Source organism: Streptomyces sp. NPDC102406 (assembly GCF_044765725.1).
Taxonomy (GTDB): domain Bacteria; phylum Actinomycetota; class Actinomycetes; order Streptomycetales; family Streptomycetaceae; genus Streptomyces.
On sequence record NZ_JBIWKP010000009.1, the window covers coordinates 152962 to 178403 of the forward strand.

Here is a 25442-nt window from a genome sequence, read left to right on the forward strand (position 1 = left end):
CGGTGCCCGCCTCCGGTGTTTCTCCCGTATCAGGGGTCTCCCACCGGCCGAATGCGTTCGTCCGGCGCAGGATCGATACCATGGAGTCTCCGGGACCTGAACGGGGACCCGTCGCGCACGAGGAGCGCCGTTGCCAGACGAGGCCAAGCCACTCATCGCCGCCAAGCCCGACCAGCAGGCCGACCAGGCCGCGGCTTCCTCCGGCACGCCCGCCAAGCACGGGCAGAGCCCCACGAAGCCCACCGGTGCCCAGGACGGCAAGGCGGCCGAGCAGCCACGTCCCAAGCCCTCCGCCGAGCCCTCGCGCGCCACCCCGACACCCCCCGCCCGCGCCACGCCGGCACCCCCCGCCCGCGCCACCGCGAACCAGCCCGCGGCCCGCTCCGGCTCCTCCAACCGCGTCCGTGCCCGCCTCGCCCGCCTCGGTGTGCAGCGCTCGAACCCGTACAACCCGGTCCTGGAGCCGCTGCTGCGGATCGTGCGCGGCAACGATCCCAAGATCGAGACGTCGACGCTGCGCCAGATCGAGCGCGCCTACCAGGTCGCCGAGCGCTGGCACCGCGGGCAGAAGCGCAAGAGCGGCGACCCGTACATCACGCACCCGCTGGCCGTGACGACGATCCTCGCCGAACTCGGCATGGACCCGGCCACGCTCATGGCGGGTCTGCTGCACGACACCGTGGAGGACACCGAGTACGGCCTGGACACGCTGCGCCGCGACTTCGGCGACCAGGTCGCCCTCCTCGTCGACGGCGTGACCAAGCTGGACAAGGTCAAGTTCGGTGAGGCCGCGCAGGCTGAGACCGTGCGCAAGATGGTCGTCGCCATGGCCAAGGACCCGCGCGTCCTGGTCATCAAGCTCGCCGACCGCCTGCACAACATGCGCACCATGCGCTACCTCAAGCGCGAGAAGCAGGAGAAGAAGGCGCGCGAGACCCTGGAGATCTACGCGCCGCTCGCCCACCGCCTGGGCATGAACACCATCAAGTGGGAGCTGGAGGACCTCGCGTTCGCGATCCTCTACCCCAAGATGTACGACGAGATCGTGCGGCTCGTGGCCGAGCGCGCGCCCAAGCGCGACGAGTACCTGGCCATAGTGACCGACGAGGTGCAGTCCGACCTGCGCGCGGCCCGCATCAAGGCCACCGTCACCGGACGACCGAAGCACTACTACAGCGTCTACCAGAAGATGATCGTCCGCGGCCGTGACTTCGCGGAGATCTACGACCTGGTCGGCATCCGCGTCCTCGTCGACACGGTCCGCGACTGCTACGCGGCACTGGGCACGGTCCACGCCCGCTGGAACCCGGTTCCGGGGCGGTTCAAGGACTACATCGCGATGCCCAAGTTCAACATGTACCAGTCGCTGCACACCACGGTGATCGGACCCAACGGCAAGCCGGTCGAGCTCCAGATCCGTACGTTCGACATGCACCGCCGCGCCGAGTACGGCATCGCCGCGCACTGGAAGTACAAGCAGGAGGCCGTCGCCGGTGCCTCCAAGGTGCGCAGCGACGCGCCGCGCACCACCGGCAAGGACGACCACCTCAACGACATGGCGTGGCTGCGCCAGCTCCTCGACTGGCAGAAGGAGACCGAGGACCCGGGCGAGTTCCTGGAGTCCCTGCGCTTCGACCTGTCGCGCAACGAGGTGTTCGTGTTCACCCCGAAGGGGGACGTCATAGCGCTCCCCGCGGGCGCCACCCCCGTCGACTTCTCCTACGCGGTCCACACCGAGGTCGGTCACCGCACCATAGGAGCGCGGGTCAACGGGCGGCTCGTACCGCTCGAATCGACCCTGGACAACGGTGACCTGGTGGAGGTCTTCACCTCCAAGGCGGCCGGCGCCGGGCCCTCCCGGGACTGGCTGGGCTTCGTCAAGTCGCCGCGGGCGCGCAACAAGATCCGCGCCTGGTTCTCCAAGGAGCGCCGCGACGAGGCGATCGAGCAGGGCAAGGACGCCATCGCGCGCGCCATGCGCAAGCAGAACCTGCCGATCCAGCGGATCCTGACGGGCGACTCCCTCGTCACCCTCGCGCACGAGATGCGCTACCCCGACATCTCCTCCCTGTACGCCGCCATCGGCGAGGGCCATGTCACGGCCCAGTCCGTCGTGCAGAAGCTCGTGCAGGCGCTCGGTGGCGAGGAAGCCGCCAACGAGGACATCGCCGAGAGCGCACCGCCCTCGCGGGGCCGCTCCAAGCGCCGGGCGAACGCCGACCCGGGTGTGGTGGTCAAGGGCGTCGACGACGTCTGGGTCAAGCTGGCGCGCTGCTGCACGCCGGTGCCGGGCGACCCCATCATCGGGTTCGTCACGCGCGGCAGCGGCGTCTCGGTCCACCGCAGCGACTGCGTCAACGTGGACTCCCTGTCCCGCGAGCCCGAGCGCATCCTCGAGGTCGAGTGGGCGCCCACCCAGTCGTCGGTCTTCCTGGTCGCCATCCAGGTCGAGGCTCTGGACCGCTCCCGGCTGCTCTCGGACGTGACGCGGGTCCTCTCGGATCAGCACGTCAACATCCTGTCCGCGGCCGTGCAGACCTCGCGCGACCGGGTGGCCACGTCCCGCTTCACGTTCGAGATGGGCGACCCCAAGCACCTGGGCCACGTCCTCAAGGCGGTCCGCGGGGTCGAGGGTGTCTACGACGTGTACCGCGTGACGTCGACCCGGCGGCCGTAGTCCGGCGCGCCGACGCACGGGAAGCGGCCCCGGGGTGCACCCCGGGGCCGCTTCACACTCCGTACTCGACGGGCGTCAGCCGCCGAACTCCTCCAGGCCCTTGAGCGCCTGGTCGAGCAGCGCCTGACGGCCGTCCAGCTCCTTCTGGAGCTTGTCCGCCTTCGCGTTGTTGCCCTGCGCGCGCGCCTGCTCGACCTGGCCCGTGAGCTTGTCGACCGCTGCCTGCAACTGGCCCGTCAGACCCGCGGCACGCGCGCGTGCCTCCGGGTTCGTCCGGCGCCACTCGGCCTCCTCCGACTCCTGGAGGGCGCGCTCCACCGCGTGCATCCGGCCCTCGACCTTCGGGCGGGCGTCACGCGGTACGTGGCCGATGGCCTCCCACCGCTCGTTGATCGAGCGGAACGCGGCACGGGCCGACTTCAGGTCGCCGACCGGCAGGAGCTTCTCCGCCTCGGCGGCCAGCTCCTCCTTGAGCTTGAGGTTCTCGCCCTGTTCGGCGTCGCGCTCGGCGAAGACCGCGCTGCGGGCCGCGAAGAACACGTCCTGGGCGCCGCGGAAGCGGTTCCACAGATCGTCCTCGTGCTCGCGCTGCGCCCGGCCCGCCGCCTTCCAGTCCGTCATCAGCTCGCGGTACCGGGCCGCCGTGGCGCCCCAGTCCTGCGAGCTCGACAGGGCCTCGGCCTCGGCGACCAACTGCTCCTTCACCTTGCGGGCCTCTTCGCGCTGCGCGTCGAGCGACGCGAAGTGGGCCTTGCGGCGCTTGGAGAACGCCGACCGGGCGTGCGAGAAGCGGTGCCACAACTCGTCGTCCGACTTGCGGTCCAGGCGCGGCAGACCCTTCCAGATGTCCACCAGGGCGCGCAGCCGCTCACCCGCCGCCCGCCACTGCTCGGACTGGGCCAGCTCCTCCGCCTCGACGACCAGCGCCTCCTTGGCGTGCCGCGCCTCGTCGGACTGCTTGGCCTTCTGGACCTTGCGCTCCTCGCGGCGCGCCTCGACGGACTCCACGAGCTTGTCGAGCCGCTTGCCCAGCGCGTCCAGGTCGCCGACCGCATGCGCGTCCGTCACCTGCTCCCGCAGGTGCTCGATGGCGGCCGAGGCGTCCTTCGCCGACAGGTCGGTCGTCTGCACCCGGCGCTCGAGGAGCCCGATCTCGACGACCAGACCGTCGTACTTGCGCTTGAAGTAGGCCAGGGCCTCGTCAGGAGAGCCTGCCTGCCACGAGCCGACGACTCGCTCACTGCCGTCGGCCGAACGCACGTACACGGTCCCCGTCTCGTCGACGCGGCCCCACGGGTCGCTGCTCACAGCGCCTCCTCCACATGATGCCTGCGGGGGACTCGTGGGCCCCCGGGCATCGTCCACAGTTTCGTCACGGCCAACATAGGCGACCGGCGGGGCGGCTGTCCGCATCCCGTGCGACCGAAGTTTGGCAGCCAGCAGGTCAGGACTTGGTCACGGTCCCCTTGTTGATCACCACGGTCGCGTTCGGCGCCGTGTTGCCCGTGGTCTGGTCCGCCGGCTGCGCCCCCGCCTTCGCGATCTTGTTCAGCACCTTCATGCCGGAATCGGAGATGGTTCCGAACGGGGTGTACGTCGCCGGGAGCTTGCTGTCCTTGTAGACGAGGAAGAACTGGCTTCCGCCGGTGTGCTTCTGCCCGGTGTTCGCCATCGCGAGGGTGCCTGCCGGGAACGTGTAGAGCTGCGTGCCCTGTTGCTTCTCCGCCTTCTTCAGCGAGGAGTCCTTCAGGTTCTCGTCCGGGATCGTGTACCCCGGCCCGCCCTGGCCGGTGCCCGTCGGGTCGCCGCACTGAAGGACGTAGATGCCCTCGGTGGTCAGGCGGTGGCACTTGGTGTGGTCCAGGAAGCCCTTGCCCGCCAGGTAGTTGAACGAGTTCACCGTGTGCGGCGCGGCCGACGCCTTCAGGTCGATGTCGATGTCGCCGCAGGTCGTGGCCAGCTTCATCGAGTAGTCCGCCGACTTGTCGATCGTCATCGCCGGCTCCTTCTTCCAGGTGGCCGTCTTCGCCTTCCCCTCGGCGGGCTTCTCACAGGGGTCCGGGGCCTTCGACGCGGACGGGCTCGCGCTCGGCTCGGAACCGGCGGACGTCTTCTTGTCGTCGCTCTTGAAGGCGCCGGCGGCGTACGCGCCGCCCGTGCCGAGCACGGCCACCGCGAGCACCGCGGCGATCACGGTGTTACGGGTGCGGGCCTTGCGCCGCGCGGTCTCACGACGCTGCTGCTGGCGCAGGAACTTCTCCCGGGCGAGCTGACGCTGCCGCTGATCCTTGGTGACCACCGGGTGTTCTCCTCGTACGTCTCGTGACCGTGTTCTTCGCGGGTCGGACCGTCAGTTGGTGCCCCGTACCGTATATGGGTTCGCTGTGGAAACGGCAGCGCCGGTAGGCTCTGATCTGCCGCATTCCGTGGTTCCGACGCCGTACCGACGACATACGAAGGACGATCGTGCTGATTGCCGGGTTCCCCGCCGGGGCCTGGGGCACCAACTGTTACCTGGTCGCCCCCGCCGCCGGTGAGGAGTGCGTGATCATCGACCCGGGCCACCAGGCCGCCCAGGGAGTCGAGGAAGCGCTCAGGAAGCACCGGCTCAAGCCGGTCGCCGTCATCCTCACGCACGGCCACATCGACCACGTCGCCTCGGTCGTCCCGGTCTGCGGCGCGCACGACGTGCCCGCCTGGATCCACCCCTGCGACCGCTACATGATGAGCGACCCGGAGAAGGCGCTGGGGCGCTCCATCGGCGCCCAGTTGATGGGTGAGCTCACGGTGGGGGAGCCCGACGACGTACGGGAGCTGTCCGACGGCGCGGCCCTGCGCCTGGCCGGTCTCGACTTCACCGTCGCGCACGCGCCCGGCCATACCAAGGGGTCGGTGACGTTCGGGATGCCCGAGACCGGTGACGTACCGCCGGTGTTCTTCTCGGGCGACCTGCTCTTCGCCGGCTCCGTCGGACGCACCGACCTGCCCGGTGGCTCCATGGACGACATGCTCGAATCGCTGGCCCGCGTGTGCCTGCCGCTCGACGACTCGACCGTGGTCCTCTCCGGGCACGGCTCCCAGACGACCATCGGCCAGGAACGCGCCACCAACCCGTATCTGCGGCAGGTGGCCGCCGGCCAGGGACCCTCGACCGAGGCTCCCCGACGAGGAATGTGACGAGAAGAACCCCGTGAGCACCTTTCAGGCCCCCAAGGGCACGTACGACCTGACCCCGCCGGACTCCGCGAAGTACCTCGCCGTCCGTGAGGCGATCTCCGCGCCGCTGCGCGACTCCGGCTACGGCTACATCGAGACGCCCGGCTTCGAGAACGTCGAGCTGTTCGCGCGCGGTGTCGGCGAGTCCACCGACATCGTCACCAAGGAGATGTACGCCTTCGAGACCAAGGGCGGCGACAAGCTCGCCCTGCGCCCCGAAGGCACCGCGTCCGTGCTGCGCGCCGCCCTGGAGGCCAACCTCCACAAGGCGGGCAACCTCCCGGTCAAGCTCTGGTACTCGGGGTCGTACTACCGCTACGAGCGCCCCCAGAAGGGCCGCTACCGCCACTTCTCGCAGGTCGGCGCCGAGGCGATCGGGGCGGAGGACCCGGCGCTCGACGCCGAGCTGATCATCCTGGCCGACCAGGCGTACCGCTCGCTGGGTCTGCGCGACTTCCGCATCCTGCTGAACTCGCTCGGCGACAAGGAGTGCCGTCCCGTCTACCGGGCCGCTCTCCAGGACTTCCTGCGCGGCCTCGACCTCGACGAGGAGACGCTGCGCCGCGCCGAGATCAACCCGCTGCGCGTCCTCGACGACAAGCGCCCCGACGTCCAGAAGCAGCTCGTCGGGGCGCCCTCGCTGCGCGACTACCTGTGCGACGCGTGCAAGGCGTACCACGAGCAGGTGCGGGAGCTCCTCCTCGCCGAGGGCGTCGCCTTCGAGGACGACGAGAAGCTGGTGCGCGGCCTCGACTACTACACGCGGACGACCTTCGAGTTCGTCCACGACGGTCTCGGCTCGCAGTCCGCGGTGGGCGGCGGTGGGCGCTACGACGGCCTGTCCGAGATGATCGGCGGCCCCTCGCTGCCGTCCGTCGGCTGGGCCCTCGGCGTCGACCGCACGGTCCTCGCCCTGGAGGCGGAGGGCGTCGCACTGGAACTGCCCGCCACGACCAGCGTGTTCGCCGTGCCGCTCGGCGACGAGGCGCGCCGCGTCCTGTTCGGCAAGGTGACGGAGCTGCGCAGGGCCGGCGTCTCGGCGGACTTCTCCTTCGGCGGCAAGGGACTCAAGGGCGCCATGAAGAACGCCAACCGGTCGGGCGCCCGCTACACGATCGTGGCCGGTGAGCGGGATCTCGCCGAGGGCGTCGTCCAGCTCAAGGACATGGCCTCCGGCGAGCAGGAGGCCGTCGCGGTGGCCGAGGTCGTGACCGTCCTGAAGAACAAGCTCGGCTGATCTCCGAGGAGCGGGGCCACGGGGAGACAGACCCGCGTGGCCCCGCTTCCTTATGCCGATCGAACGGTGGACAGCGGCGCCCGTACGGCACAATGACCCTGCCCGCAGGCCCCACTCCTCACCTACGGATCGGCGTGATGAGCAAGACGACAACAGCAGGTGACAGCGTCTCCCACGACTCCGGCGCCGTGGGCCGACCCCGGCCTGCCGGTGGCAGCCGCGCGTTGGCGCTGCTCCTCGTGATCACCGGAGCCGCGGGCGTGCTCGCCGCGTGGGTCATCACGCTCGACAAGTTCAAGCTCCTGGAGGACCCGGGCTTCACACCGGGCTGCTCCATCAACCCGGTCATCTCCTGCGGCAGCATCATGAAGAGCGACCAGGCGTCGGTCTTCGGCTTCCCGAACCCGATGCTCGGACTCGTCGCGTACGGCATCGTCGTCTGCGTCGGCATGAGCCTGCTGGCCCGGGCGACCTTCCCGCGCTGGTACTGGCTGGTCTTCAACGCGGGCTGCCTCTTCGGCGTCGGCTTCGTGACCTGGCTCCAGTTCGAGTCCCTGTACCGGATCAACGCGCTGTGCCTGTGGTGCTCCCTCGCCTGGGTCGCCACGATCCTGATGTTCTGGTACGTCACGTCGTTCAACGTCCGCAACGACTTCCTGCCGGCGCCGCGCTGGCTCAAGACGTTCTTCACCGACTTCACCTGGGCCCTGCCCGTCGTGCACATCGGCATCATCGCCGTGCTGATCTTCACGCGCTGGGGCGACAAGCTCTGGGCCTGACCACCGTCTCCGGCGTTGTCAGTGGCGTGACATAGGGTTTTCGTCGTGGAGCCCGACCTGTTCACCGCCGCAGCCGAGGACCGCCAGGAGAAGGACCCGTCCGCGAGTCCCCTGGCCGTCCGGATGCGCCCGCGCACCCTCGACGAAGTCGTCGGACAGCAGCACCTGCTCAAGCAGGGCTCGCCGCTGCGCCGCCTGGTGGGTGAGGGCGGCAGCGGCCCGGCCGGGGTGTCCTCGGTGATCCTGTGGGGCCCGCCCGGCACCGGCAAGACCACCCTGGCGTACGTCGTCTCCAAGGCCACCAACAAGCGGTTCGTGGAGCTGTCCGCGATCACCGCGGGCGTCAAGGAGGTCCGCGCCGTCATCGAGGGCGCCCGCCGCGCGATGGGCGGCCACGGCAAGGAGACCGTCCTCTTCCTCGACGAGATCCACCGCTTCAGCAAGGCGCAGCAGGACTCGCTGCTGCCCGCCGTGGAGAACCGCTGGGTGACGCTGATCGCGGCGACCACCGAGAACCCGTACTTCTCGGTGATCTCCCCGCTGCTGTCCCGCTCCCTGCTGCTGACGCTCGAACCGCTCACCGACGACGACCTGCGGAGCCTGCTGTCCCGGGCCCTGACCGAGGAGCGGGGCCTCGGCTCCGCCCTGACGCTCGACGCGGACGCCGAGGAGCACCTGCTGCGGGTCGCGGGCGGCGACGCGCGCCGCGCGCTGACGGCCCTGGAGGCGGCGGCGGGTGCCGCTCTCGACAAGGGCGAGGAGAGCGTCACCCTCGAAAGCGTCGAGGAGACGGTCAACCGCGCCGCGGTGAAGTACGACCGCGACGGCGACCAGCACTACGACGTCGCCAGCGCCCTGATCAAGTCCATCCGCGGCTCGGACGTGGACGCGGCCCTGCACTACCTGGCCCGCATGATCGAGGCGGGCGAGGACCCCCGCTTCATCGCCCGCCGCCTGATGATCTCGGCCAGCGAGGACATCGGGCTCGCCGATCCGACGGCGCTGCCCACCGCCGTCGCCGCGGCCCAGGCCGTCGCGATGATCGGCTTCCCCGAGGCCGCCCTCACCCTGAGCCACGCCACGATCGCCCTCGCCCTCGCCCCCAAGTCGAACGCGGCGACGACCGCCATCGGCGCCGCCATGGAGGACGTACGCAAGGGGCTCGCGGGCCCGGTCCCGCCGCACCTGCGCGACGGCCACTACAAGGGCGCCGCCAAGCTCGGCCACGCGCAGGGCTACGTGTATCCGCACGACGTGCCCGGGGGCATCGCGGCCCAGCAGTACGCGCCGGACGCCATCGCCGGCCGCCGCTACTACGAGCCGACGCGCTACGGCGCGGAGGCGCGGTACGCGGACGTGGTGGAGCGGGTCAGGGAGCGGCTGCGCGGCGAATCGAGCGGATGACCCGGCCGCTGCGGGGCCCGGCGCCGCGCTCCCGTCACATCCGGTAGACTTCTGCGAAGTGCTGCGTCCCGCGCCCGGTGTCCCGAAAGGGAGACCGGCACCACCAGAGCGGGACATCCAGCCGGATCCCCCACACCGCGAGGCATGGGGATCCAGGAGCGTCGCGCACCGTCGAAGGTGTCGCGGGCAGCCCACCACCCCCCGAAGCTTCGGGAACCGGTCGGTGGGCCACTCGCGTGCTGCACGTATGTGCCCAGCCCCGGGAGCGGCTGCCCTGCCCGTCCTTGTGACGTGAAGGGTTTCCCGAGCTGCGGATGCGACCTCCCCAAACCCTGGTGAAGCCGTATTCGCATCCGAAACATGAGGTGTTTGGTTCATGGCGAACCAGTCCCGCCCCAAGGTCAAGAAGTCGCGTGCCCTCGGCATCGCGCTGACCCCGAAGGCCGTCAAGTACTTCGAGGCCCGCCCCTACCCGCCGGGTGAGCACGGCCGCGGCCGCAAGCAGAACTCGGACTACAAGGTCCGTCTGCTCGAGAAGCAGCGTCTGCGCGCGCAGTACGACATCAGCGAGAAGCAGATGGCCCGCGCCTACGACCGCGCCAAGAAGGCCGAGGGCAAGACCGGCGAGGCCCTGGTCATCGAGCTGGAGCGGCGTCTCGACGCCCTGCTGCTGCGTTCGGGCATCGCCCGCACGATCTACCAGGCCCGTCAGATGGTCGTCCACGGCCACATCGAGGTCAACGGTGGCAAGGTCGACAAGCCGTCGTTCCGCGTCCGTCCCGACGACGTCGTGATGGTCCGCGAGCGCAGCCGCGAGAAGCCGCTGTTCCAGGTCGCGCGTGAGGGTGGCTTCGCCGCCGACGGCGAGACCCCGCGTTACCTCCAGGTGAACCTGAAGGCCCTGGCCTTCCGCCTGGACCGTGACCCGAACCGCAAGGAGATCCCCGTGATCTGCGACGAGCAGCTCGTCGTCGAGTACTACGCCCGCTGACCGACCGGCGGACGTAGCTCACCCTGCGTTTCAGCCCGTCGTCTCCCCGCCGTTCGCGGTGGGGGAGGCGGCGGGTTCACGCGTTTCCGGGGCGCTCGCACGCACCGGACGCAGCACCGCCGCCACCCGCTCGCGCTCACCCCGGCCGAGCGCCCGGGCCACGGCCTCGTCGTGCCCCAACCGCTCGCCGGCGCGCGCCAGTTCGTCGAACCGGGCATCGCCCAGATCGGCGCGGGCCCGCCGCTCGCAGAGTTCGTGCGGCCCGTTGTAGTGGTCCGAACCGAACAGCGGCAGTCCGACCGAGGGCCAGATCCCGCCCGCCGCGCCCTGGAGCACCGCGGCCTCCGCCGCGTCCCCCTCCGTCAGCGTGATCAGGGCGAGCAGCTCCATCGACAACACCGTGCCGAGCAGATCGTGGAACTGGTGGTCGATGACCAGGCACTCCTCCAGAAGCGCACGGGCCCCGGCCAGATCGCCGTCGTGCCACGCCGCGTACGCGAGGACGTAGAGCGCGTAGGCGAGGGTCCAGCGCTCACCGTGGGCCTCGCACACCTGGCGCACGTCCTCGCACAGCGCCACTGCCTGCGCCAGATCTCCCTGGAACGCCACCGCCATCGCCAGCTCGACCTGGCCCATCAGCACATTGCTGTTGAGCTCGCCGATCTCGCGGTAACGGGTGAGCGCCGCCCGCAGCAGCCGCTCGGCGCGCGGCATGTCGTCCGTCACCAGGGCCAGACAGCCGGTGCGGTGCACCGCGTACGCGAGCGCCGTCGCGTCACCGCTGTGCTCCGCCTCCTCGCGGCACTCCTGGAGCGCCGCGAGGGCGGACACGGTGTCGCCCTGGAGGATCGCCACGTACCCGAGGACCCACAGCGCCTTGAGGCGGGAGCCGCCGTACTCCGTGGCCGCGTCCCCGCCGGCCGGGTCGTCCAGGCCGACGCTGCGCTCCAGCCAGTGCCGCCCCTCCGCGAGCCGCCCGCAGCCCGCCCAGTAGAACCACAGCGTGCCCGCCAGATACTGGCCCAGGTGCGTCTCGCCCGGCTCGGTGAGGCAGAACTCCAGCGCCGTCCGCAGATTCGCCAGCTCCGCGTCGATCCGGGCCGCCACCTCGCCCTGCCGCGCCGAGAACCAGTCCAGCTCGCACCAGGTCGCCAGGCCCATGTACCAGTCCCGGTGCCGGCGCCGCATCCGGCGGCCGTCGCCGGTCTGCTCCAGCCACTCGGCGCCGTAGGCCCGCACCGTGTCGAGCATCCGGTAGCGCACCCCGGCCGCCGATTCCTCGCGGGCGACGACGGACTGGGCGAGGAGTTCGTGCAGCACGTCCAGGACCGCGTCCGCGCGCAGCCCCTCACCGCCGCAGATGTACTCGGCCGCCTCCAGGTCGAACTGGCCGGAGAAGACGGAGAGCCGTGCCCACAGCAGCCGCTCCTGCGCCGTGCACAGTTCATGGCTCCAGCCGATCGCCGTCCGCAGCGTCTGGTGGCGCGGCAGCGTGTCCCGGCCGCCGCCCGTCAGCAGCCGGAACCGGTCGTCGAGGCGCTCCATCAGTTGGGCGGGGGACAGGGCCCGCAGCCGCCCCACCGCCAGCTCCACCGCCAGCGGCAGGCAGTCCAGGCGCCGGCACACCTCCGTCACGTCGCCCAGGCGGTCGTCGTCCAGGGCGAAGCCGGGCAGCAGCGCCGCCGCGCGGTCCGCGAACAGCTCCACGGCGTCCGCCGCCGTCAGCGGGGCCAGCGGGAACAGATGCTCGCCCTCCAGCGACAGCGGCCTGCGGCCCACGGCGAGGACCCGCAGCCCGGGCGCGGCCCGGAGCAGGTCCCGGACGAGCGAGGCGCACGCGTCCACGAGATGCTCGTAGCCGTCGACGACGAGCAGGAGCCGTCGCTCGGCGAGATGGTCGACCAGGACCCGGCGCGGCGGGCGCGTGGTGTGGTCGGTCAGCCCGAGCGCCTCCAGGACCGTGTACGCGACGAGCTCGGGCTGCCGCACCGCGGCCAGCTCCACCCGCCACACCCCGTCCGGGCGCGTGTGCTCCGGCGTGCGGGCGGCGACATGCGCGGCGAACCGGGACTTGCCGACCCCTCCCGCGCCGGTGACCGTGACCAGGCGGGCGGTCTCCAGCGTCCCGCGCAGCGCGCCGAGTTCGGCGGCACGACCGATGAAACGGTTCGTCTCATGGGGCAGGTTCCCGGGGCGCGGAGGACCGGCCGCGGGGCCGTCGGGGCGCGGAAAGCGTCGCATGGGACACGGAGCGTACCCATCCGTACGCAGTCCGTACAATCGCTCCGGCCGAACCGGCCCCGCACCCAGCGGGAATGCGGTACGGAGAGCGGGGCGGGGCGCGATAGGCTCGGGGGACGACTTTTCGATGTCCAGCAGAGCTAGGGAGCGGTGCCGAGTGTCCGGTGGAGAGGTGGCCGGGATCCTGGTGGCTGTCTTCTGGGCGATCCTGGTCTCCTTCCTCGCGGTGGCGCTCGCGAGACTGGCCCAGACGCTCAGGGCGACCACGAAGCTGGTCGCGGACGTGACCGACCAGGCCGTCCCGCTGCTCGCCGACGCGTCGAGCGCGGTGCGCTCCGCGCAGACCCAGATCGACCGGGTCGACGCGATCGCCTCGGACGTCCAGGAAGTCACGTCGAACGCGTCGGCCCTGTCCTCCACCGTGGCCTCCACCTTCGGCGGCCCGCTGGTCAAGGTCGCGGCGTTCGGGTACGGGGTGCGCCGGGCCATCGGCGGGCGCACCAAGGACGCGCCCCCCAAGCAGACCCGTCGCACCGTGATCGTGGGGCGCCCGGTCACGAAGGCGCGCCGGGCCGAGCGGGCCAACCGGAATAAGAGGGACTGACCCAGCGATGTTCCGTCGTACGTTCTGGTTCAGCGCCGGCGCCGCCGCCGGCGTGTGGGCCACCACCAAGGTCAACCGCAAGCTCAGGCAACTGACGCCCGAGAGCCTCGCCGTGCAGGCCGCCAACAAGGCGGTCGAGGCGGGTCACAAGCTCAAGGACTTCGCTCTCGACGTCCGCGACAACATGGCCGACCGCGAGGCCCAGCTCGGCGACGCCCTGGGCCTGACCGGCCCGGTCGACGCCGAGCCCCTGCCCGCGCGCCGCTTCGCGATCGTCGAGAACCGCACCACGACACACCCCAAGTACATCGAGAACCATGGGAATGAGGACCACTGATGGAGTCGGCTGAAATCCGTCGCCGCTGGCTGAGCTTCTTCGAGGAGCGTGGCCACAAGGTCGTGCCCTCGGCGTCGCTCATCGCGGACGACCCGACTCTGCTGCTCGTGCCGGCGGGCATGGTCCCCTTCAAGCCGTACTTCCTGGGCGAGGTCAAGCCGCCCGCGCCGCGCGCGACCAGCGTGCAGAAGTGCGTGCGGACACCGGACATCGAAGAGGTCGGCAAGACGACCCGCCACGGCACGTTCTTCCAGATGTGCGGCAACTTCTCGTTCGGCGACTACTTCAAGGAAGGCGCCATCAAGTACGCCTGGGAGCTGCTGACCTCGCCCCAGGACAAGGGTGGCTACGGCCTGGAGCCGGAGAAGCTCTGGATCACCGTCTACCTCGACGACGACGAGGCCGAGCGCATCTGGCACGAGGTCGTCGGCGTCCCCAAGGAGCGCATCCAGCGCCTGGGCAAGAAGGACAACTTCTGGTCCATGGGCGTCCCCGGCCCCTGCGGCCCCTGCTCCGAGATCAACTACGACCGCGGCCCCGAGTTCGGCGAAGAGGGCGGCCCGGCGGTCAACGACGAGCGGTACGTGGAGATCTGGAACCTGGTCTTCATGCAGTACGAGCGCGGCCAGGGCATCGGCAAGGAGGACTTCGAGATCCTCGGCGACCTGCCGTCGAAGAACATCGACACGGGTCTCGGTCTCGAACGCCTCGCCATGATCCTCCAGGGCGTACAGAACATGTACGAGACGGACACCCTGCGCGTCGTCATGGACAAGGCCACCGAGCTGACCGGCGTCCGCTACGGCGACAAGCACGAGAGCGACGTCTCGCTGCGCGTCGTCGCCGACCACATCCGCACCTCCGCCATGCTCATCGGCGACGGCGTCACCCCCGGCAACGAGGGACGCGGGTACGTGCTGCGCCGCATCATGCGCCGCGCCATCCGCAACATGCGCATCCTCGGCGCCACGGGCCAGGTCGTGAAGGACCTGATCGGCGTCGTCATCGACACGATGGGGCAGCAGTACCCGGAACTGATCACCGACCGCAAGCGCATCGAGACCGTCGCGCTCGCCGAGGAGGCCGCCTTCCTCAAGGCCCTCAAGGGCGGCACGAACATCCTCGACACCGCCGTCGCCGAGACCAAGGCCGCCGGCAAGTCGGTCCTCGCCGGTGACCAGGCGTTCCTGCTCCACGACACCTGGGGCTTCCCGATCGACCTCACCCTGGAGATGGCCGCCGAACAGGGCCTCTCCGTGGACGAGGACGGCTTCCGGCGCCTGATGAAGGAGCAGCGCGAGCGCGCCAAGGCCGACGCGCAGGCCAAGAAGACCGGCCACGCCGACATGGGCGCCTACCGTGAGATCGCGGACGCCGCCGGCGCCACCGACTTCATCGGCTACTCCTCGACCACCGGCGAGTCCACCGTCGTCGGCCTGCTGGTCAACGGCGTCTCCTCGCCCGCCGCCACCGAGGGCGACGAGGTCGAGGTCGTCCTCGACCGCACCCCGTTCTACGCCGAGGGCGGCGGCCAGATCGGCGACACCGGCCGCATCAAGCTGGACAGCGGCGCCGTCATCGAGGTCCGCGACTGCCAAAGGCCGGTCCCCGGCGTCTACGTCCACAAGGGCGTCGTCCAGGTCGGCGAGGTGACCGTCGGCGCCCCGGCGCAGGCCGTCATCGACGTGAACCGCCGTCGGGCCATCGCCCGCGCCCACTCGGCGACGCACCTCACGCACCAGGCGCTGCGCGACGCGCTCGGCCCGACGGCCGCCCAGGCCGGTTCGGAGAACCAGCCGGGCCGCTTCCGCTTCGACTTCGGTTCGCCCTCCGCCGTGCCCACGGCCGTGATGACGGACGTCGAGCAGAAGATCAACGAGGTCCTGGCCCGCGAACTCGACGTGCAGGCCGAGGTCATGTCGATCGACGACGCCAAGAAGCAGGGCGCCATCGCCGAGTTCGGCGAGAAGTACGGCGAGCGCGTCCGCGTCGTCACCATCGGCGACTTCTCCAAGGAGCTGTGCGGCGGCACGCACGTGCACAACACCGCCCAGCTCGGCCTGGTGAAGCTGCTCGGCGAGTCGTCCATCGGCTCCGGTGTGCGCCGGATCGAGGCCCTGGTCGGCGTCGACGCGTACAACTTCCTCGCCAAGGAGCACACGGTCGTCGCCCAGCTCCAGGAGCTGGTCAAGGGCCGCAGCGAGGAGCTGCCCGAGAAGATCTCCGCCATGCTCGGCAAGCTCAAGGACGCCGAGAAGGAGATCGAGAAGTTCCGCGCGGAGAAGGTCCTCCAGGCCGCCGGCGGGCTCGTCGACTCCGCCAAGGACGTCCGCGGTGTCGCCCTCGTCACCGGCCAGGTCCCGGACGGCACCTCCGCCGACGACCTGCGCAAGCTGGTCCTCGACGTGCGGGGCCGCATCCAGGGCGGTCGCGCCGCGGTCGTCGCCCTGTTCACCACGGCGGGCGGCAAGCCGCTCACGGTCATCGCCACCAACGACGCCGCCCGCGACCGCGGCCTCAAGGCCGGTGACCTGGTCCGCGCCGCCGCCAAGACCCTCGGTGGCGGTGGCGGCGGCAAGCCGGACGTCGCCCAGGGCGGTGGCCAGAACCCGGCCGCCATCGGCGACGCCATCGACGCCGTCGAGCGCCTCGTCGGGGAGACGGCCCACTGATGCGCAGAGGCCGCCGGCTGGCGATCGACGTGGGGGACGCCCGGATCGGGGTCGCGTCCTGCGACCCCGACGGGATCCTCGCGACCCCCGTGGAGACGGTGCCGGGACGCGATGTCCCGGCCGCCCACCGGCGGCTGCGGCAACTCGTCGAGGAGTACGAGCCGATCGAGGTCGTCGTCGGGCTCCCACGCTCCCTCAAGGGGGGCGAGGGCCCGGCGGCGGTCAAGGTCCGCGGCTTCGCGACGGAGCTGGCGCGCGGCATCGCGCCCGTCCCGGTGCGGCTCCTGGACGAGAGGATGACCACAGTCTCGGCCGGTCAGGGCCTGCGCGCCTCGGGCGTGAAGTCCAAAAAGGGCCGTTCTGTCATCGATCAGGCCGCCGCCGTCATCATCCTCCAGCAGGCCCTGGAGTCCGAACGGGCGTCGGGGCGGCCCCCTGGCGAGGGCGTCGAAGTGGTTGTCTGATCGCGATACGGTAACGTTCCGCGCGATCGGTGGCGTTCGAACAGCCGCCGCACAGCATCAAGAGGCGGAACGGTTGCCCTCCTGACCGACCGGACATGGGCTCCTCCCCGCCTCGCGGCTTGTAGGGGACCGATGACTGAATATGGCCGGGGCCAGGGCTCCGAACCGTGGCACCCCGAGGACCCGTTGTACGGGGACCAGGGGTGGGGGCAGCAGGCCGGAGCCGGCCGGCCCGCCTACGGCGGCCAGGGGAGTTACGACCCGCAGCAGCCGCAGGCACAGTCCTACGAAGGTGACTGGGGGACGGGACAGCAGTCCGGTCACGGCCAGCAGCAGGGGTACGGACAGGACCCGCAGTACGGCCAGGAGCCCGGTTACGGCGGGCAGTCGTACGGGGGCCGGCAGGAGCAGGGCGGCTGGGACACCGGCGCCGCGCACGGCCAGATCCCGTACGGCACCGACCCCATGGACCCCTACAACACCGGGCACTCCGCGGCGTACAGCGGTGAAGAGCCGGACTACTACCACACCCCCGGCGCCTACCCGCCGCCCGAGCCGCCCGGCCGCCGCCGCGCGCCCGAACCGGAGCAGACCGAGTGGGACGCGGGCCCCGACCAGGGAGAACACGCGTTCTTCAGCGGCGGTGACGACGAGGACGACGACGAGCAGGAGAGCCGGGGCGCCCGCCGCGCACGCGGCGGCGGCAAGAAACCGAGGAAGCGGCGCAGCGGCTGCGCCTGCCTCGTCCTGACGGCGGTCTTCGCGGCCGGTGTCGGCGGCGTCGGCTACTTCGGCTACCAGTTCTACCAGGACCGGTTCGGCGCGGCGCCCGACTACGCGGGCGACGGCAACGGCGAGAAGGTCACCGTCGTCATCCCGAAGGACGCGGGCGGCTACGCCATCGGACAGGTGCTCAAGGAGGCCGGTGTCGTCCAGAGCGTCGACGCCTTCGTCGCCGCGCAGTCCGCGGACCCCAAGGGCAACACGATCCAGGCCGGCGCCTACGTGCTGCAGAAGAAGATGTCGGCCGCGAGCACGGTCGATCTGATGCTCAGCCCGACGAGCCGCGCGAATCTGACGATCCCCGAGGGCACGCGCAACGCCCAGGTCTACAAGCTGATCGACAAAAAGCTCAAGATCGCCGAGGGCACCACGGCGAAGGTCGCGAAGAGTGACTACAAGAGCCTCGGTCTGCCCGCCTGGGCGATGAACCACCCCGATGTGAAGGACCCGCTCGAAGGTTTCCTCTACCCGTCCAGCTACGCGGCGGCCCAGGGCATGAAGCCCGAGAAGGTCCTGAAGGACATGGTCGCCCGCGCCAACGACAGGTACACGGAGCTCGACCTGGAGGGCAAGGCCAAGGGCCTGGGGCTCCAGAACCCCTGGGAACTGCTCACCGTGGCCAGCCTCGTGCAGGCCGAGGGCAAGACGCACGACGACTTCAGCCGGATGGCGGAGGTGGTCTACAACCGTCTCAAGCCCACGAACACGGAGACCAACCAGCTCCTCCAGTTCGACTCGACCTTCAATTACCTCAAGGGTCAGAGCAAGATCAACATTGGCGAGTCCGAGATCAACAGCAACAAGGATCTGTACAACACCTATACGAACAAGGGGCTCCCGCCCGGGCCGATCGACAACCCGGGCGACGAGGCGTTCGCCGCGACGCTCCGCCCGACCAGCGACGGCTGGATGTACTTCGTGGCGACGGACGGCATGAACAAGACGGAGTTCGCGAAGACGCACGCCGAGTTCGAGAGGCTGAGGGACAAGTTCAATGCCAGCCAGGGCAACTGATCCGCGCAGAGCCGCCGTGCTCGGCTCGCCCATCGCCCACTCCCTCTCCCCGCAGTTGCACACCGCGGCGTACGCGGCGCTGGGCCTCGACCACTGGACGTACGACCGCTTCGACGTCGACGAGGCGGCGCTGCGGAGCTTCTTCGCGACGCTCGGACCCGACTGGGCCGGCCTGTCGCTGACCATGCCGCTCAAGCGGGCCGTCATCCCGCTGCTCGACGAGATCACCGACACCGCGGCGTCCGTGGAGGCCGTGAACACGGTGGTCCTCCATCCCGACGGGCGGCGGACCGGCGACAACACCGACATCCCGGGGCTCGTGGCCGCGCTCCACGAACGCGGTGTCGACAAGGTCGGGTCGGCCGCGATCCTCGGCGCGGGAGCCACCGCCTCCTCGGCGCTCGCCGCCCTCTCCCGGATCTGCTCCGGGGAGGTCGTCGCCTACGTACGCAGCGAGCAGCGGGCCGAGGAGATGCGCGGCTGGGGCGAACGGCTCGGCGTCGCCGTGCGCACCGCCGACTGGGCGGAGGCGGCGGGGGCCTTCGAGGCGCCGCTCGTGATCTCCACGACACCCAAGGGCGGCACGGACCATTTGACGGACGAGGTGCCCACGCGCGTGGGGACCTTGTTCGACGTGGTGTACGACCCGTGGCCGACGGCGCTCGCGGCGGCCTGGCAGCGGCGGGGCGGCCCGGTGCTGAGCGGCCTCGACCTGCTCGTGCACCAGGCGGTCTTCCAGTTCGAGCAGTTCACGGGCGAGGAGCGGCCCGTGCTGGCCGCGATGCGCGAGGCCGCGCTGCGCGCACGTGGCTGACGCCTGACCGCGCCGTCCGCAGGGCGGGACAGGGCGACGGCCCGGCGGCGCGGCATGGGAGGATCGGGGTCACACGGTGGGCCGGGCCGCGCACCCGGGTGCCCGCCCGTTGAGCCGTAACGCAGAGCGCGAGCATGAGGGAGCACCGTTGAGCAGGTTGCGCTGGCTGACCGCGGGGGAGTCGCACGGACCCGCACTTGTCGCGACGCTGGAGGGGCTTCCCGCCGGCGTTCCGATCACCACGGAGATGGTGGCGGACCACCTGGCCCGGCGGCGTTTGGGGTACGGGCGCGGCGCGCGGATGAAGTTCGAGCGCGACGAGGTCACCTTCCTGGGCGGCGTCCGGCACGGACTGTCGCTGGGCTCGCCGGTCGCGGTGATGGTGGGCAACACCGAGTGGCCCAAGTGGGAGCAGGTCATGGCGGCCGACCCGGTCGACCCCGCCGTCCTCGCCGACCTCGCGCGCAACGCCCCGCTGACCCGGCCCCGACCCGGCCACGCCGACCTCGCGGGCATGCAGAAATACGGCTTCGACGAGGCGCGGCCGATCCTGGAGCGGGCCTCCGCCCGGGAGACCGCGGCGCGGGTCGCACTCGGCGCGATCGCGCGGTCGTACCTCAAGGAGACGGCCGGCATCGAGATCGTCAGCCACGTCGTCGAGCTGTGCGGGGTCAAGGCGCCGCGGGGCGTGTACCCGACGCCCGGCGACGTGGAGAAGCTGGACGCCGACCCCCTGCGCTGCCTGGACGCGGACGCGTCGAAGGCGATGGTCGCGGAGGTCGACCAGGCCCACAAGGACGGCGACACCCTCGGCGGCGTCGTCGAGGTCCTCGCCTACGGTGTCCCGGTGGGCCTCGGCTCGCACGTGCACTGGGACCGCAAGCTCGACGCCCGGCTCGCCGGTGCCCTCATGGGCATCCAGGCGATCAAGGGCGTCGAGATCGGTGACGGCTTCGACCTGGCGCGGGTGCCCGGCTCGCAGGCGCACGACGAGATCGTGAACACCCCCGAGGGCATCCGCCGGGTCTCCGGCCGCTCGGGCGGCACCGAGGGCGGCCTGACCACCGGTGAACTGCTGCGGGTCCGGGCCGCCATGAAGCCGATCGCGACCGTGCCGCGCGCCCTGAAGACCGTGGACGTCGTCACCGGTGAGGCCGCGCAGGCGCACCACCAGCGCTCCGACGTCTCCGCCGTCCCGGCCGCCGGGATCGTCGCCGAGGCCATGGTCGCGCTGGTCCTCGCGGACGCGGTCGCCGAGAAGTTCGGCGGCGACAGCGTGCCCGAGACGCGGCGCAACGTGACCTCGTACCTCGACCACCTCCAGATCCGGTGACCGGCCCGAAGGTCGTCCTCGTCGGACCGATGGGCGTGGGCAAGTCGACCGTGGGCTCCCTGCTCGCGGAGCGGCTCGGCTGCGTCTTCCGCGACACCGACGACGACATCGTGGGCGCGCAGGGCCGCACCATCGCGGAGATCTTCGTCGACGACGGCGAGGCACGTTTCCGGGCCCTGGAGAAGGCCGCCGTCGCGGCGGCGCTCGCCGAGCACGACGGCGTCCTCGCCCTGGGCGGCGGCGCGATCCTCGACGCCGACACCCGGGCCCTGCTGGCCGGACAGCACGTCGTCTACCTCTCGATGGACGTCGAGGAGGCGGCCAGGCGGACCGGCCTGAACGTGGCCCGGCCGCTGCTCGCCGTCAACCCGCGCAAGCAGTGGCGCGAGCTGATGGAGGCGCGGCGGCATCTGTACACCGAGGCGGCCACGGTGGTCGTGGCCACCGACGGCCGTAGTCCCGACGAGGTGGCCCAGGCCGTCCTCGACGCACTGGAGTTGAAGCAGGCATGAGCGACGAAGTGACCCGGATCCAGGTCGGCGGCACGGCCGGCACCGACCCGTACGAAGTGCTGGTCGGGCGCCGACTCCTCGGCGAACTGGGCTCGTTGATCGGGAACCGGGCCAAGCGGGTCGCCATCGTGCATCCCGAGGCGCTGGCCGAGACCGGGGACGCGCTCCGCGAGGACCTCGCCGAGCAGGGCTTCGAGGTCGTCGCCATCCAGGTGCCCAACGCGGAGGAGGCCAAGACCGCCGAGGTCGCCGCGTACTGCTGGAAGGCGCTCGGACAGTCGAACTTCACCCGCTCCGACGTCATCGTGGGCGTCGGCGGTGGCGCCACCACCGACCTCGCCGGGTTCGTCGCCGCCTCCTGGCTGCGCGGCGTGCGCTGGATCGCCGTGCCCACGACCGTGCTCGGCATGGTCGACGCCGCAGTCGGCGGCAAGACCGGCATCAACACCGCCGAGGGCAAGAACCTGGTGGGCGCCTTCCACCCGCCGGCCGGTGTGCTCTGCGACCTCGCCGCGCTCGACTCCCTCCCGGTCCACGACTACGTGTCGGGGCTCGCCGAGATCATCAAGGCCGGTTTCATCGCCGACCCGAGGATCCTGGAGCTCATCGAGGAGGACCCGCAGGCCGCGCGCACCCCGGCGGGACCGCACGCCGCCGAGCTGATCGAGCGGTCCATCAAGGTCAAGGCCGAGGTGGTCTCCGGCGACCTGAAGGAATCCGGGCTCCGCGAGATCCTCAACTACGGGCACACGCTCGCGCACGCCATCGAGAAGAACGAGCGCTACAAGTGGCGCCACGGCGCGGCCGTCGCGGTGGGCATGCACTTCGCCGCCGAACTCGGCCGCCTCGCCGGGCGCCTCGACGACGCGACCGCCGACCGGCACCGCACCGTCCTCGCGTCCGTCGGCCTCCCGCTGAGCTACCGCTACGACCAGTGGCCCAAGCTCCTGGAGACCATGAAGGTCGACAAGAAGTCCCGCGGCGACCTGCTGCGCTTCATCGTCCTCGACGGCCTCGGCAAGCCCACCGTCCTGGAGGGCCCCGACCCCGCGGTCCTGCTCGCCGCCTATGGCGAAGTGGCCGAATAGCGCCGCTCGTTCGCACCAGGGCACTTTGCGACCTCCCCGGCCGTTCACACAACGGCGGCCGGGGACGGTACCGTTCGACAGCGCCCTGATCGCCGGCGCCCTTGTGACGGTTGTACGAGACGGAGTGGCACCGGATGCAGCACGCAGTGGGATCTCCGCTGCCACCGCCCCAGCGGCCGGGGCACGGGCCGGCCGGTCCCTGGCCCATGGCGCCGCAGGCGCAGCAGCACCCGGGCGCGCCCGGCTTCACCGGCGCCCCGCAGCTTCCGCCGCACCCGCAGGCGCCCCAGGTCCAGCCCCCGCACCCGCAGGCCCCGCCGCCGCGCGACACCACCGGGCATGTCCAGCTCCCGCCCGGCGGCCCCGTCGCCGTGCCGAGCCCGCCGCCCGCGCAGGCCCCCGCCGATCCGGGCGCGACCATCCTCGCCGTGCTGCTCATCGGCCCCGCGGGCGCAGGCAAGACCAGCGTCGCCAAGCACTGGGCGGAGCGGCGGCGCGTCCCGACGGCTCACATCAGCCTCGACGACGTCCGCGAATGGGTGCGCTCGGGGTTCGCCGACCCGCAGACCGGGTGGAACGACAACAGCGAGGCGCAGTACCGGCTGGCCCGCCGCACCTGCGGCTTCGCCGCGCGCAACTTCCTGGCCAACGGGATCTCCTGCATCCTCGACGACGCCGTCTTCCCCGACCGGCCGGTCGTCGGCCTCGGTGGCTGGAAGCGGCACGTCGGCCCCGGTCTGCTGCCCGTCGTCCTGCTGCCCGGACTGGAGATCGTCCTGGAGCGCAACGCGCAGCGCAGCGGGAACCGCCGCCTCAGCGACGAGGAGGTCGCCCGCATCCACGGCCGGATGGCGGGCTGGTACGGATCGGGCCTGCCGATCATCGACAACTCGCAGCTCGACGTGGCCGGCACGGCCCAGGTCCTGGACGAGGTACTGGCCCGCGCCATCGCGAGCCCGCCCCAGTGGTGACGTACCAATCGGCGTTCCAGCCCTGACCCCGCCCGCTCGGCGGACGCCGTGACGCCCGTCCGGACGCGCTGAACCGGCCGCCCGGCGCCGCCGCTCCTACGCTCAACCTCATGGCAGAGGCGTACGCGGCACGACGAAACCGGCTCAGGGAGCGCGCGACAGCGAGCGGCAGTGCGGCCGCTCTCGTGTCGCGCTCCGCCAACGTGCGCTATCTCACCGGGGCGGCGCCCCCCGGCGCCGTCCTGCTGCTCGGCCGGGACGGTGACGGCAGCGGTGACGTCCTGCTGTGCACCCGTCCCCCCAGCGGGCAGATCGCCGAGGGACGGGCCGACGAGGAGCTGCGCGTGCAGGTGCTGGCCGCGCCCGCCGGGGACCCGGCCGTCGCCGCCGCCGACATGGCGCTGGCCCAGGGCGCCGACTCGCTCGCCGTCGAGGAGCACCATCTGACGATGGCCAGGCACCGGGCCATCGGCTCGGTCGCGCCAGGGCTGCTCCTGTGCGACCTGAACAAGGCCGTCGAGCAGGTGCGGCTGGTCAAGGACGAGGACGAGATCTCCTGCCTGCGCGTCGCCGCGGAGATCGCCGACCAGGCGCTGGGCGAACTGCTCGAGTCGATCCTCGTGGGCCGCACCGAACGACACCTCGCCCTCGAACTGGAACGTCGACTTGTCGACCATGGCGCGGACGGGCCCGCCTTCCCCACCTCCGTGGGCACCGGACCCCACTCCGGTCTCGGCGGTCACCGCCCCAGCGACCGCCGTGTCGAGGAAGGCGACTTTCTCTCCGTGTGCCTGGGCGCCACCTACCGCGGGTACCGCTGCGAGATCGGCCGGACCTTCGTCATCGGGACCTCGCCCGCGGACTGGCAGATCGAGCTGTACGACCTCGTCTTCGCCGCTCAGCGCGCCGGACGGGAGAGCCTGCTGCCCGGCACCGAGTTCCGCGAGGCGGACCGGGCCGCCCGCCACGTACTGGACGCGGCGGGGTATGGTGACGGGCTCGCACAGCGGACCGGGCACGGGGTGGGGCTCGAAATCGACGAGGACCCGCAGTTGGCCCCTGCCGCCATGGGTAAACTGGACGCTTGTGTGCCGGTCACCGTCGAACCGGGGGTCCACCTCCCGGGCCGGGGCGGTGTCCGGATCGATGACACGCTCGTCGTCCGCCCCGAGGCGGACGGCGGACCCGAGCTACTCACCATCACGACCAAGGAGCTGCTCGCGCTCTAGCCTCCGGGCTGCTCGCGTGCCCCCGGGGTCGTCCACGTCAGTCCAGGAGATTCCGCAACCGTGGCTTCCACGAACGACCTCAAGAACGGCCTGGTGCTCAAGCTCGAAGGCGGCCAGCTCTGGTCCGTCGTCGAGTTCCAGCACGTCAAGCCCGGCAAGGGCCCCGCCTTCGTGCGTACCAAGCTCAAGAACGTGCTCTCCGGCAAGGTCGTCGACAAGACGTTCAACGCCGGCGTCAAGGTCGAGACGGCCACTGTCGACAAGCGCGACATGCAGTTCTCCTACATGGACGGCGACTACTTCGTCTTCATGGACATGGAGACCTACGACCAGCTCATGGTCGACCGCAAGGCCGTCGGCGACGCCGCCAACTTCCTGATCGAGGGCTTCACCGCCACGGTCGCCCAGCACGAGGGCGAGGTGCTCTTCGTCGAGCTGCCGGCCGCCGTCGAGCTGGTCGTCAAGGAGACCGAGCCGGGCGTCCAGGGCGACCGCTCCACCGGCGGCACCAAGCCGGCGACGCTGGAGACCGACCACCAGATCCAGGTCCCGCTCTTCATCACCCAGGGCGAGAAGATCAAGGTCGACACCCGTACGAGCGACTACCTCGGCCGGGTGAACAGCTAACCGTGGCTGCCCGCAATACGGCCCGCAAGCGCGCCTTCCAGATCCTCTTCGAGGCCGATCAGCGCGGCGCCGACGTACTGACGGTCCTCGCCGACTGGGTCCGGCACTCCCGCAGCGACACGCGGCAGCCGCCCGTCAGCGAGTACACGATGGAGCTGGTCGAGGGGTACGCCGGGCACGCGGCCCGGATCGACGAGCTCATCTCGCAGTACGCCGTCGGGTGGACCCTGGACCGCATGCCGGTGGTCGACCGCAACATCCTGCGGATCGGCGCCTACGAGCTGGTCTGGGTCGACGGGACCCCGGACGCCGTGGTGCTCGACGAGGCCGTCTCCCTGGCCAAGGAGTTCTCCACCGACGAGTCCCCGGCGTTCATCAACGGGCTTCTGGGCCGTTTCAAGGACCTGAAGCCCTCGCTCCGCCGCGACCAGGCATAACGCCGCAGAGCA

22 protein-coding genes are annotated in these 25442 nt (G+C 71.0%); 19 read left to right on the forward strand and 3 right to left on the reverse strand.

Annotated features, from left to right (window positions below; all coding sequences use genetic code 11):
• Window positions 1-130 precede the first annotated feature (130 nt).
• Window positions 131-2677, forward strand: coding sequence for a RelA/SpoT family protein (locus ACIRF8_RS29625; RefSeq protein ID WP_404219645.1), 2547 nt, complete (start codon window positions 131-133; stop codon window positions 2675-2677).
• 75 nt (window positions 2678-2752) lie between these two features.
• On the opposite strand, the gene ACIRF8_RS29630 is transcribed toward ACIRF8_RS29625, so the two are convergent.
• Window positions 2753-3985 carry a DUF349 domain-containing protein gene (locus ACIRF8_RS29630; protein ID WP_404219647.1) on the reverse strand — a complete coding sequence of 411 codons (1233 nt, stop codon included), beginning with the start codon at window positions 3983-3985 and terminating at the stop codon, window positions 2753-2755.
• Window positions 3986-4121: 136 nt separating this feature from the next.
• Entirely contained in the window at window positions 4122-4976 is an 855-nt protein-coding gene (locus ACIRF8_RS29635) for a peptidylprolyl isomerase (RefSeq protein WP_404219649.1), read from the reverse strand.
• Between the two features lie 167 nt (window positions 4977-5143).
• Here ACIRF8_RS29635 and ACIRF8_RS29640 point away from each other — a divergent pair, with 167 nt between their 5' ends.
• From ACIRF8_RS29640 to rpsD, 5 genes are all read left to right on the forward strand, one after another.
• Window positions 5144-5854, forward strand: a complete 711-nt coding sequence (locus tag ACIRF8_RS29640) for an MBL fold metallo-hydrolase (RefSeq protein ID WP_404219651.1) — start codon at window positions 5144-5146, stop codon at window positions 5852-5854.
• Window positions 5855-5867: 13 nt separating this feature from the next.
• Window positions 5868-7130: a histidine--tRNA ligase gene (gene hisS / locus ACIRF8_RS29645; RefSeq protein ID WP_404219653.1), complete on the forward strand. Its 1263-nt coding sequence runs from the start codon at window positions 5868-5870 to the stop codon at window positions 7128-7130.
• A gap of 137 nt (window positions 7131-7267) precedes the next feature.
• Complete coding sequence (locus tag ACIRF8_RS29650) at window positions 7268-7909, forward strand: vitamin K epoxide reductase family protein (RefSeq protein ID WP_404219655.1); 642 nt, start codon at window positions 7268-7270, stop codon at window positions 7907-7909.
• Between the two features lie 45 nt (window positions 7910-7954).
• Window positions 7955-9313, forward strand: a complete 1359-nt coding sequence (locus tag ACIRF8_RS29655; RefSeq protein WP_404219657.1) for a replication-associated recombination protein A — start codon at window positions 7955-7957, stop codon at window positions 9311-9313.
• A 376-nt stretch (window positions 9314-9689) separates the two neighbouring features.
• Complete coding sequence (rpsD, locus tag ACIRF8_RS29660) at window positions 9690-10304, forward strand: 30S ribosomal protein S4 (protein ID WP_404219659.1); 615 nt, start codon at window positions 9690-9692, stop codon at window positions 10302-10304.
• Between the two features lie 30 nt (window positions 10305-10334).
• Here the strand turns inward: rpsD and ACIRF8_RS29665 are convergent, their stop codons facing one another.
• Window positions 10335-12545, reverse strand: coding sequence for an ATP-binding protein (locus ACIRF8_RS29665; RefSeq protein ID WP_404219661.1), 2211 nt, complete (start codon window positions 12543-12545; stop codon window positions 10335-10337).
• A 157-nt stretch (window positions 12546-12702) separates the two neighbouring features.
• On the opposite strand from ACIRF8_RS29665, the gene ACIRF8_RS29670 reads away from it, so the two are divergent.
• From ACIRF8_RS29670 to nusB, 13 genes are all read left to right on the forward strand, one after another.
• Window positions 12703-13149, forward strand: a complete 447-nt coding sequence (locus tag ACIRF8_RS29670; RefSeq protein ID WP_404219663.1) for a DUF948 domain-containing protein — start codon at window positions 12703-12705, stop codon at window positions 13147-13149.
• A gap of 7 nt (window positions 13150-13156) precedes the next feature.
• Window positions 13157-13486, forward strand: coding sequence for a DUF6167 family protein (locus ACIRF8_RS29675; protein WP_404219665.1), 330 nt, complete (start codon window positions 13157-13159; stop codon window positions 13484-13486).
• Complete coding sequence (alaS, locus tag ACIRF8_RS29680; RefSeq protein ID WP_404219667.1) at window positions 13486-16158, forward strand: alanine--tRNA ligase; 2673 nt, start codon at window positions 13486-13488, stop codon at window positions 16156-16158. Before ACIRF8_RS29675 ends, alaS begins: the two co-directional genes overlap by 1 nt.
• Window positions 16158-16622, forward strand: a complete 465-nt coding sequence (ruvX, locus tag ACIRF8_RS29685) for a Holliday junction resolvase RuvX (RefSeq protein ID WP_404219669.1) — start codon at window positions 16158-16160, stop codon at window positions 16620-16622. Before alaS ends, ruvX begins: the two co-directional genes overlap by 1 nt.
• Before the next feature lie 132 nt (window positions 16623-16754).
• A complete protein-coding gene (gene mltG, locus ACIRF8_RS29690; protein WP_404219671.1) occupies window positions 16755-18419 on the forward strand; it encodes an endolytic transglycosylase MltG in 1665 nt (554 codons plus the stop codon).
• The gene (locus ACIRF8_RS29695; RefSeq protein WP_404219673.1) at window positions 18400-19233 is read left to right on the forward strand and encodes a shikimate dehydrogenase; all 834 of its coding nucleotides are present in this window, start codon (window positions 18400-18402) and stop codon (window positions 19231-19233) included. The genes mltG and ACIRF8_RS29695 overlap by 20 nt, the downstream gene beginning before the upstream one ends.
• 148 nt (window positions 19234-19381) lie before the next feature.
• Window positions 19382-20566, forward strand: a complete 1185-nt coding sequence (gene aroC / locus ACIRF8_RS29700; protein WP_404219675.1) for a chorismate synthase — start codon at window positions 19382-19384, stop codon at window positions 20564-20566.
• A 29-nt stretch (window positions 20567-20595) separates the two neighbouring features.
• On the forward strand, window positions 20596-21078 hold the full coding sequence (locus tag ACIRF8_RS29705) for a shikimate kinase (protein ID WP_404219867.1): 483 nt from the start codon (window positions 20596-20598) through the stop codon (window positions 21076-21078).
• Window positions 21075-22166: a 3-dehydroquinate synthase gene (gene aroB / locus ACIRF8_RS29710; protein WP_404219677.1), complete on the forward strand. Its 1092-nt coding sequence runs from the start codon at window positions 21075-21077 to the stop codon at window positions 22164-22166. The genes ACIRF8_RS29705 and aroB overlap by 4 nt, the downstream gene beginning before the upstream one ends.
• 134 nt (window positions 22167-22300) lie before the next feature.
• Window positions 22301-23137, forward strand: coding sequence for a Pro-rich N-terminal domain-containing protein (locus ACIRF8_RS29715; RefSeq protein WP_404219679.1), 837 nt, complete (start codon window positions 22301-22303; stop codon window positions 23135-23137).
• A gap of 110 nt (window positions 23138-23247) precedes the next feature.
• A complete protein-coding gene (locus ACIRF8_RS29720) occupies window positions 23248-24366 on the forward strand; it encodes an aminopeptidase P family protein (RefSeq protein WP_404219681.1) in 1119 nt (372 codons plus the stop codon).
• Window positions 24367-24426: 60 nt separating this feature from the next.
• A complete protein-coding gene (gene efp / locus ACIRF8_RS29725; protein ID WP_404219683.1) occupies window positions 24427-24993 on the forward strand; it encodes an elongation factor P in 567 nt (188 codons plus the stop codon).
• A gap of 2 nt (window positions 24994-24995) precedes the next feature.
• A complete protein-coding gene (gene nusB, locus ACIRF8_RS29730) occupies window positions 24996-25430 on the forward strand; it encodes a transcription antitermination factor NusB (RefSeq protein ID WP_404219685.1) in 435 nt (144 codons plus the stop codon).
• Window positions 25431-25442: the final 12 nt, after the last annotated feature.

Excerpts from the sequence above, each read along its gene's own strand:
- ACIRF8_RS29675 (WP_404219665.1), top strand. The coding sequence starts at position 13,157 with ATGTTCCGTCGTACGTTCTGGTTCAGCGCCGGCGCCGCCGCCGGCGTG.
- rpsD (WP_404219659.1), top strand. The coding sequence starts at position 9,690 with ATGGCGAACCAGTCCCGCCCCAAGGTCAAGAAGTCGCGTGCCCTCGGC.
- mltG (WP_404219671.1), top strand. The coding sequence starts at position 16,755 with ATGACTGAATATGGCCGGGGCCAGGGCTCCGAACCGTGGCACCCCGAG.
- ACIRF8_RS29715 (WP_404219679.1), top strand. The coding sequence starts at position 22,301 with ATGCAGCACGCAGTGGGATCTCCGCTGCCACCGCCCCAGCGGCCGGGG.
- ACIRF8_RS29705 (WP_404219867.1), top strand. The coding sequence starts at position 20,596 with ATGGGCGTGGGCAAGTCGACCGTGGGCTCCCTGCTCGCGGAGCGGCTC.
- ruvX (WP_404219669.1), top strand. The coding sequence starts at position 16,158 with ATGCGCAGAGGCCGCCGGCTGGCGATCGACGTGGGGGACGCCCGGATC.
- ACIRF8_RS29695 (WP_404219673.1), top strand. The coding sequence starts at position 18,400 with ATGCCAGCCAGGGCAACTGATCCGCGCAGAGCCGCCGTGCTCGGCTCG.
- ACIRF8_RS29665 (WP_404219661.1), bottom strand. The coding sequence starts at position 12,545 with ATGCGACGCTTTCCGCGCCCCGACGGCCCCGCGGCCGGTCCTCCGCGC.
- alaS (WP_404219667.1), top strand. The coding sequence starts at position 13,486 with ATGGAGTCGGCTGAAATCCGTCGCCGCTGGCTGAGCTTCTTCGAGGAG.
- aroB (WP_404219677.1), top strand. The coding sequence starts at position 21,075 with ATGAGCGACGAAGTGACCCGGATCCAGGTCGGCGGCACGGCCGGCACC.
- ACIRF8_RS29650 (WP_404219655.1), top strand. The coding sequence starts at position 7,268 with ATGAGCAAGACGACAACAGCAGGTGACAGCGTCTCCCACGACTCCGGC.
- ACIRF8_RS29720 (WP_404219681.1), top strand. The coding sequence starts at position 23,248 with ATGGCAGAGGCGTACGCGGCACGACGAAACCGGCTCAGGGAGCGCGCG.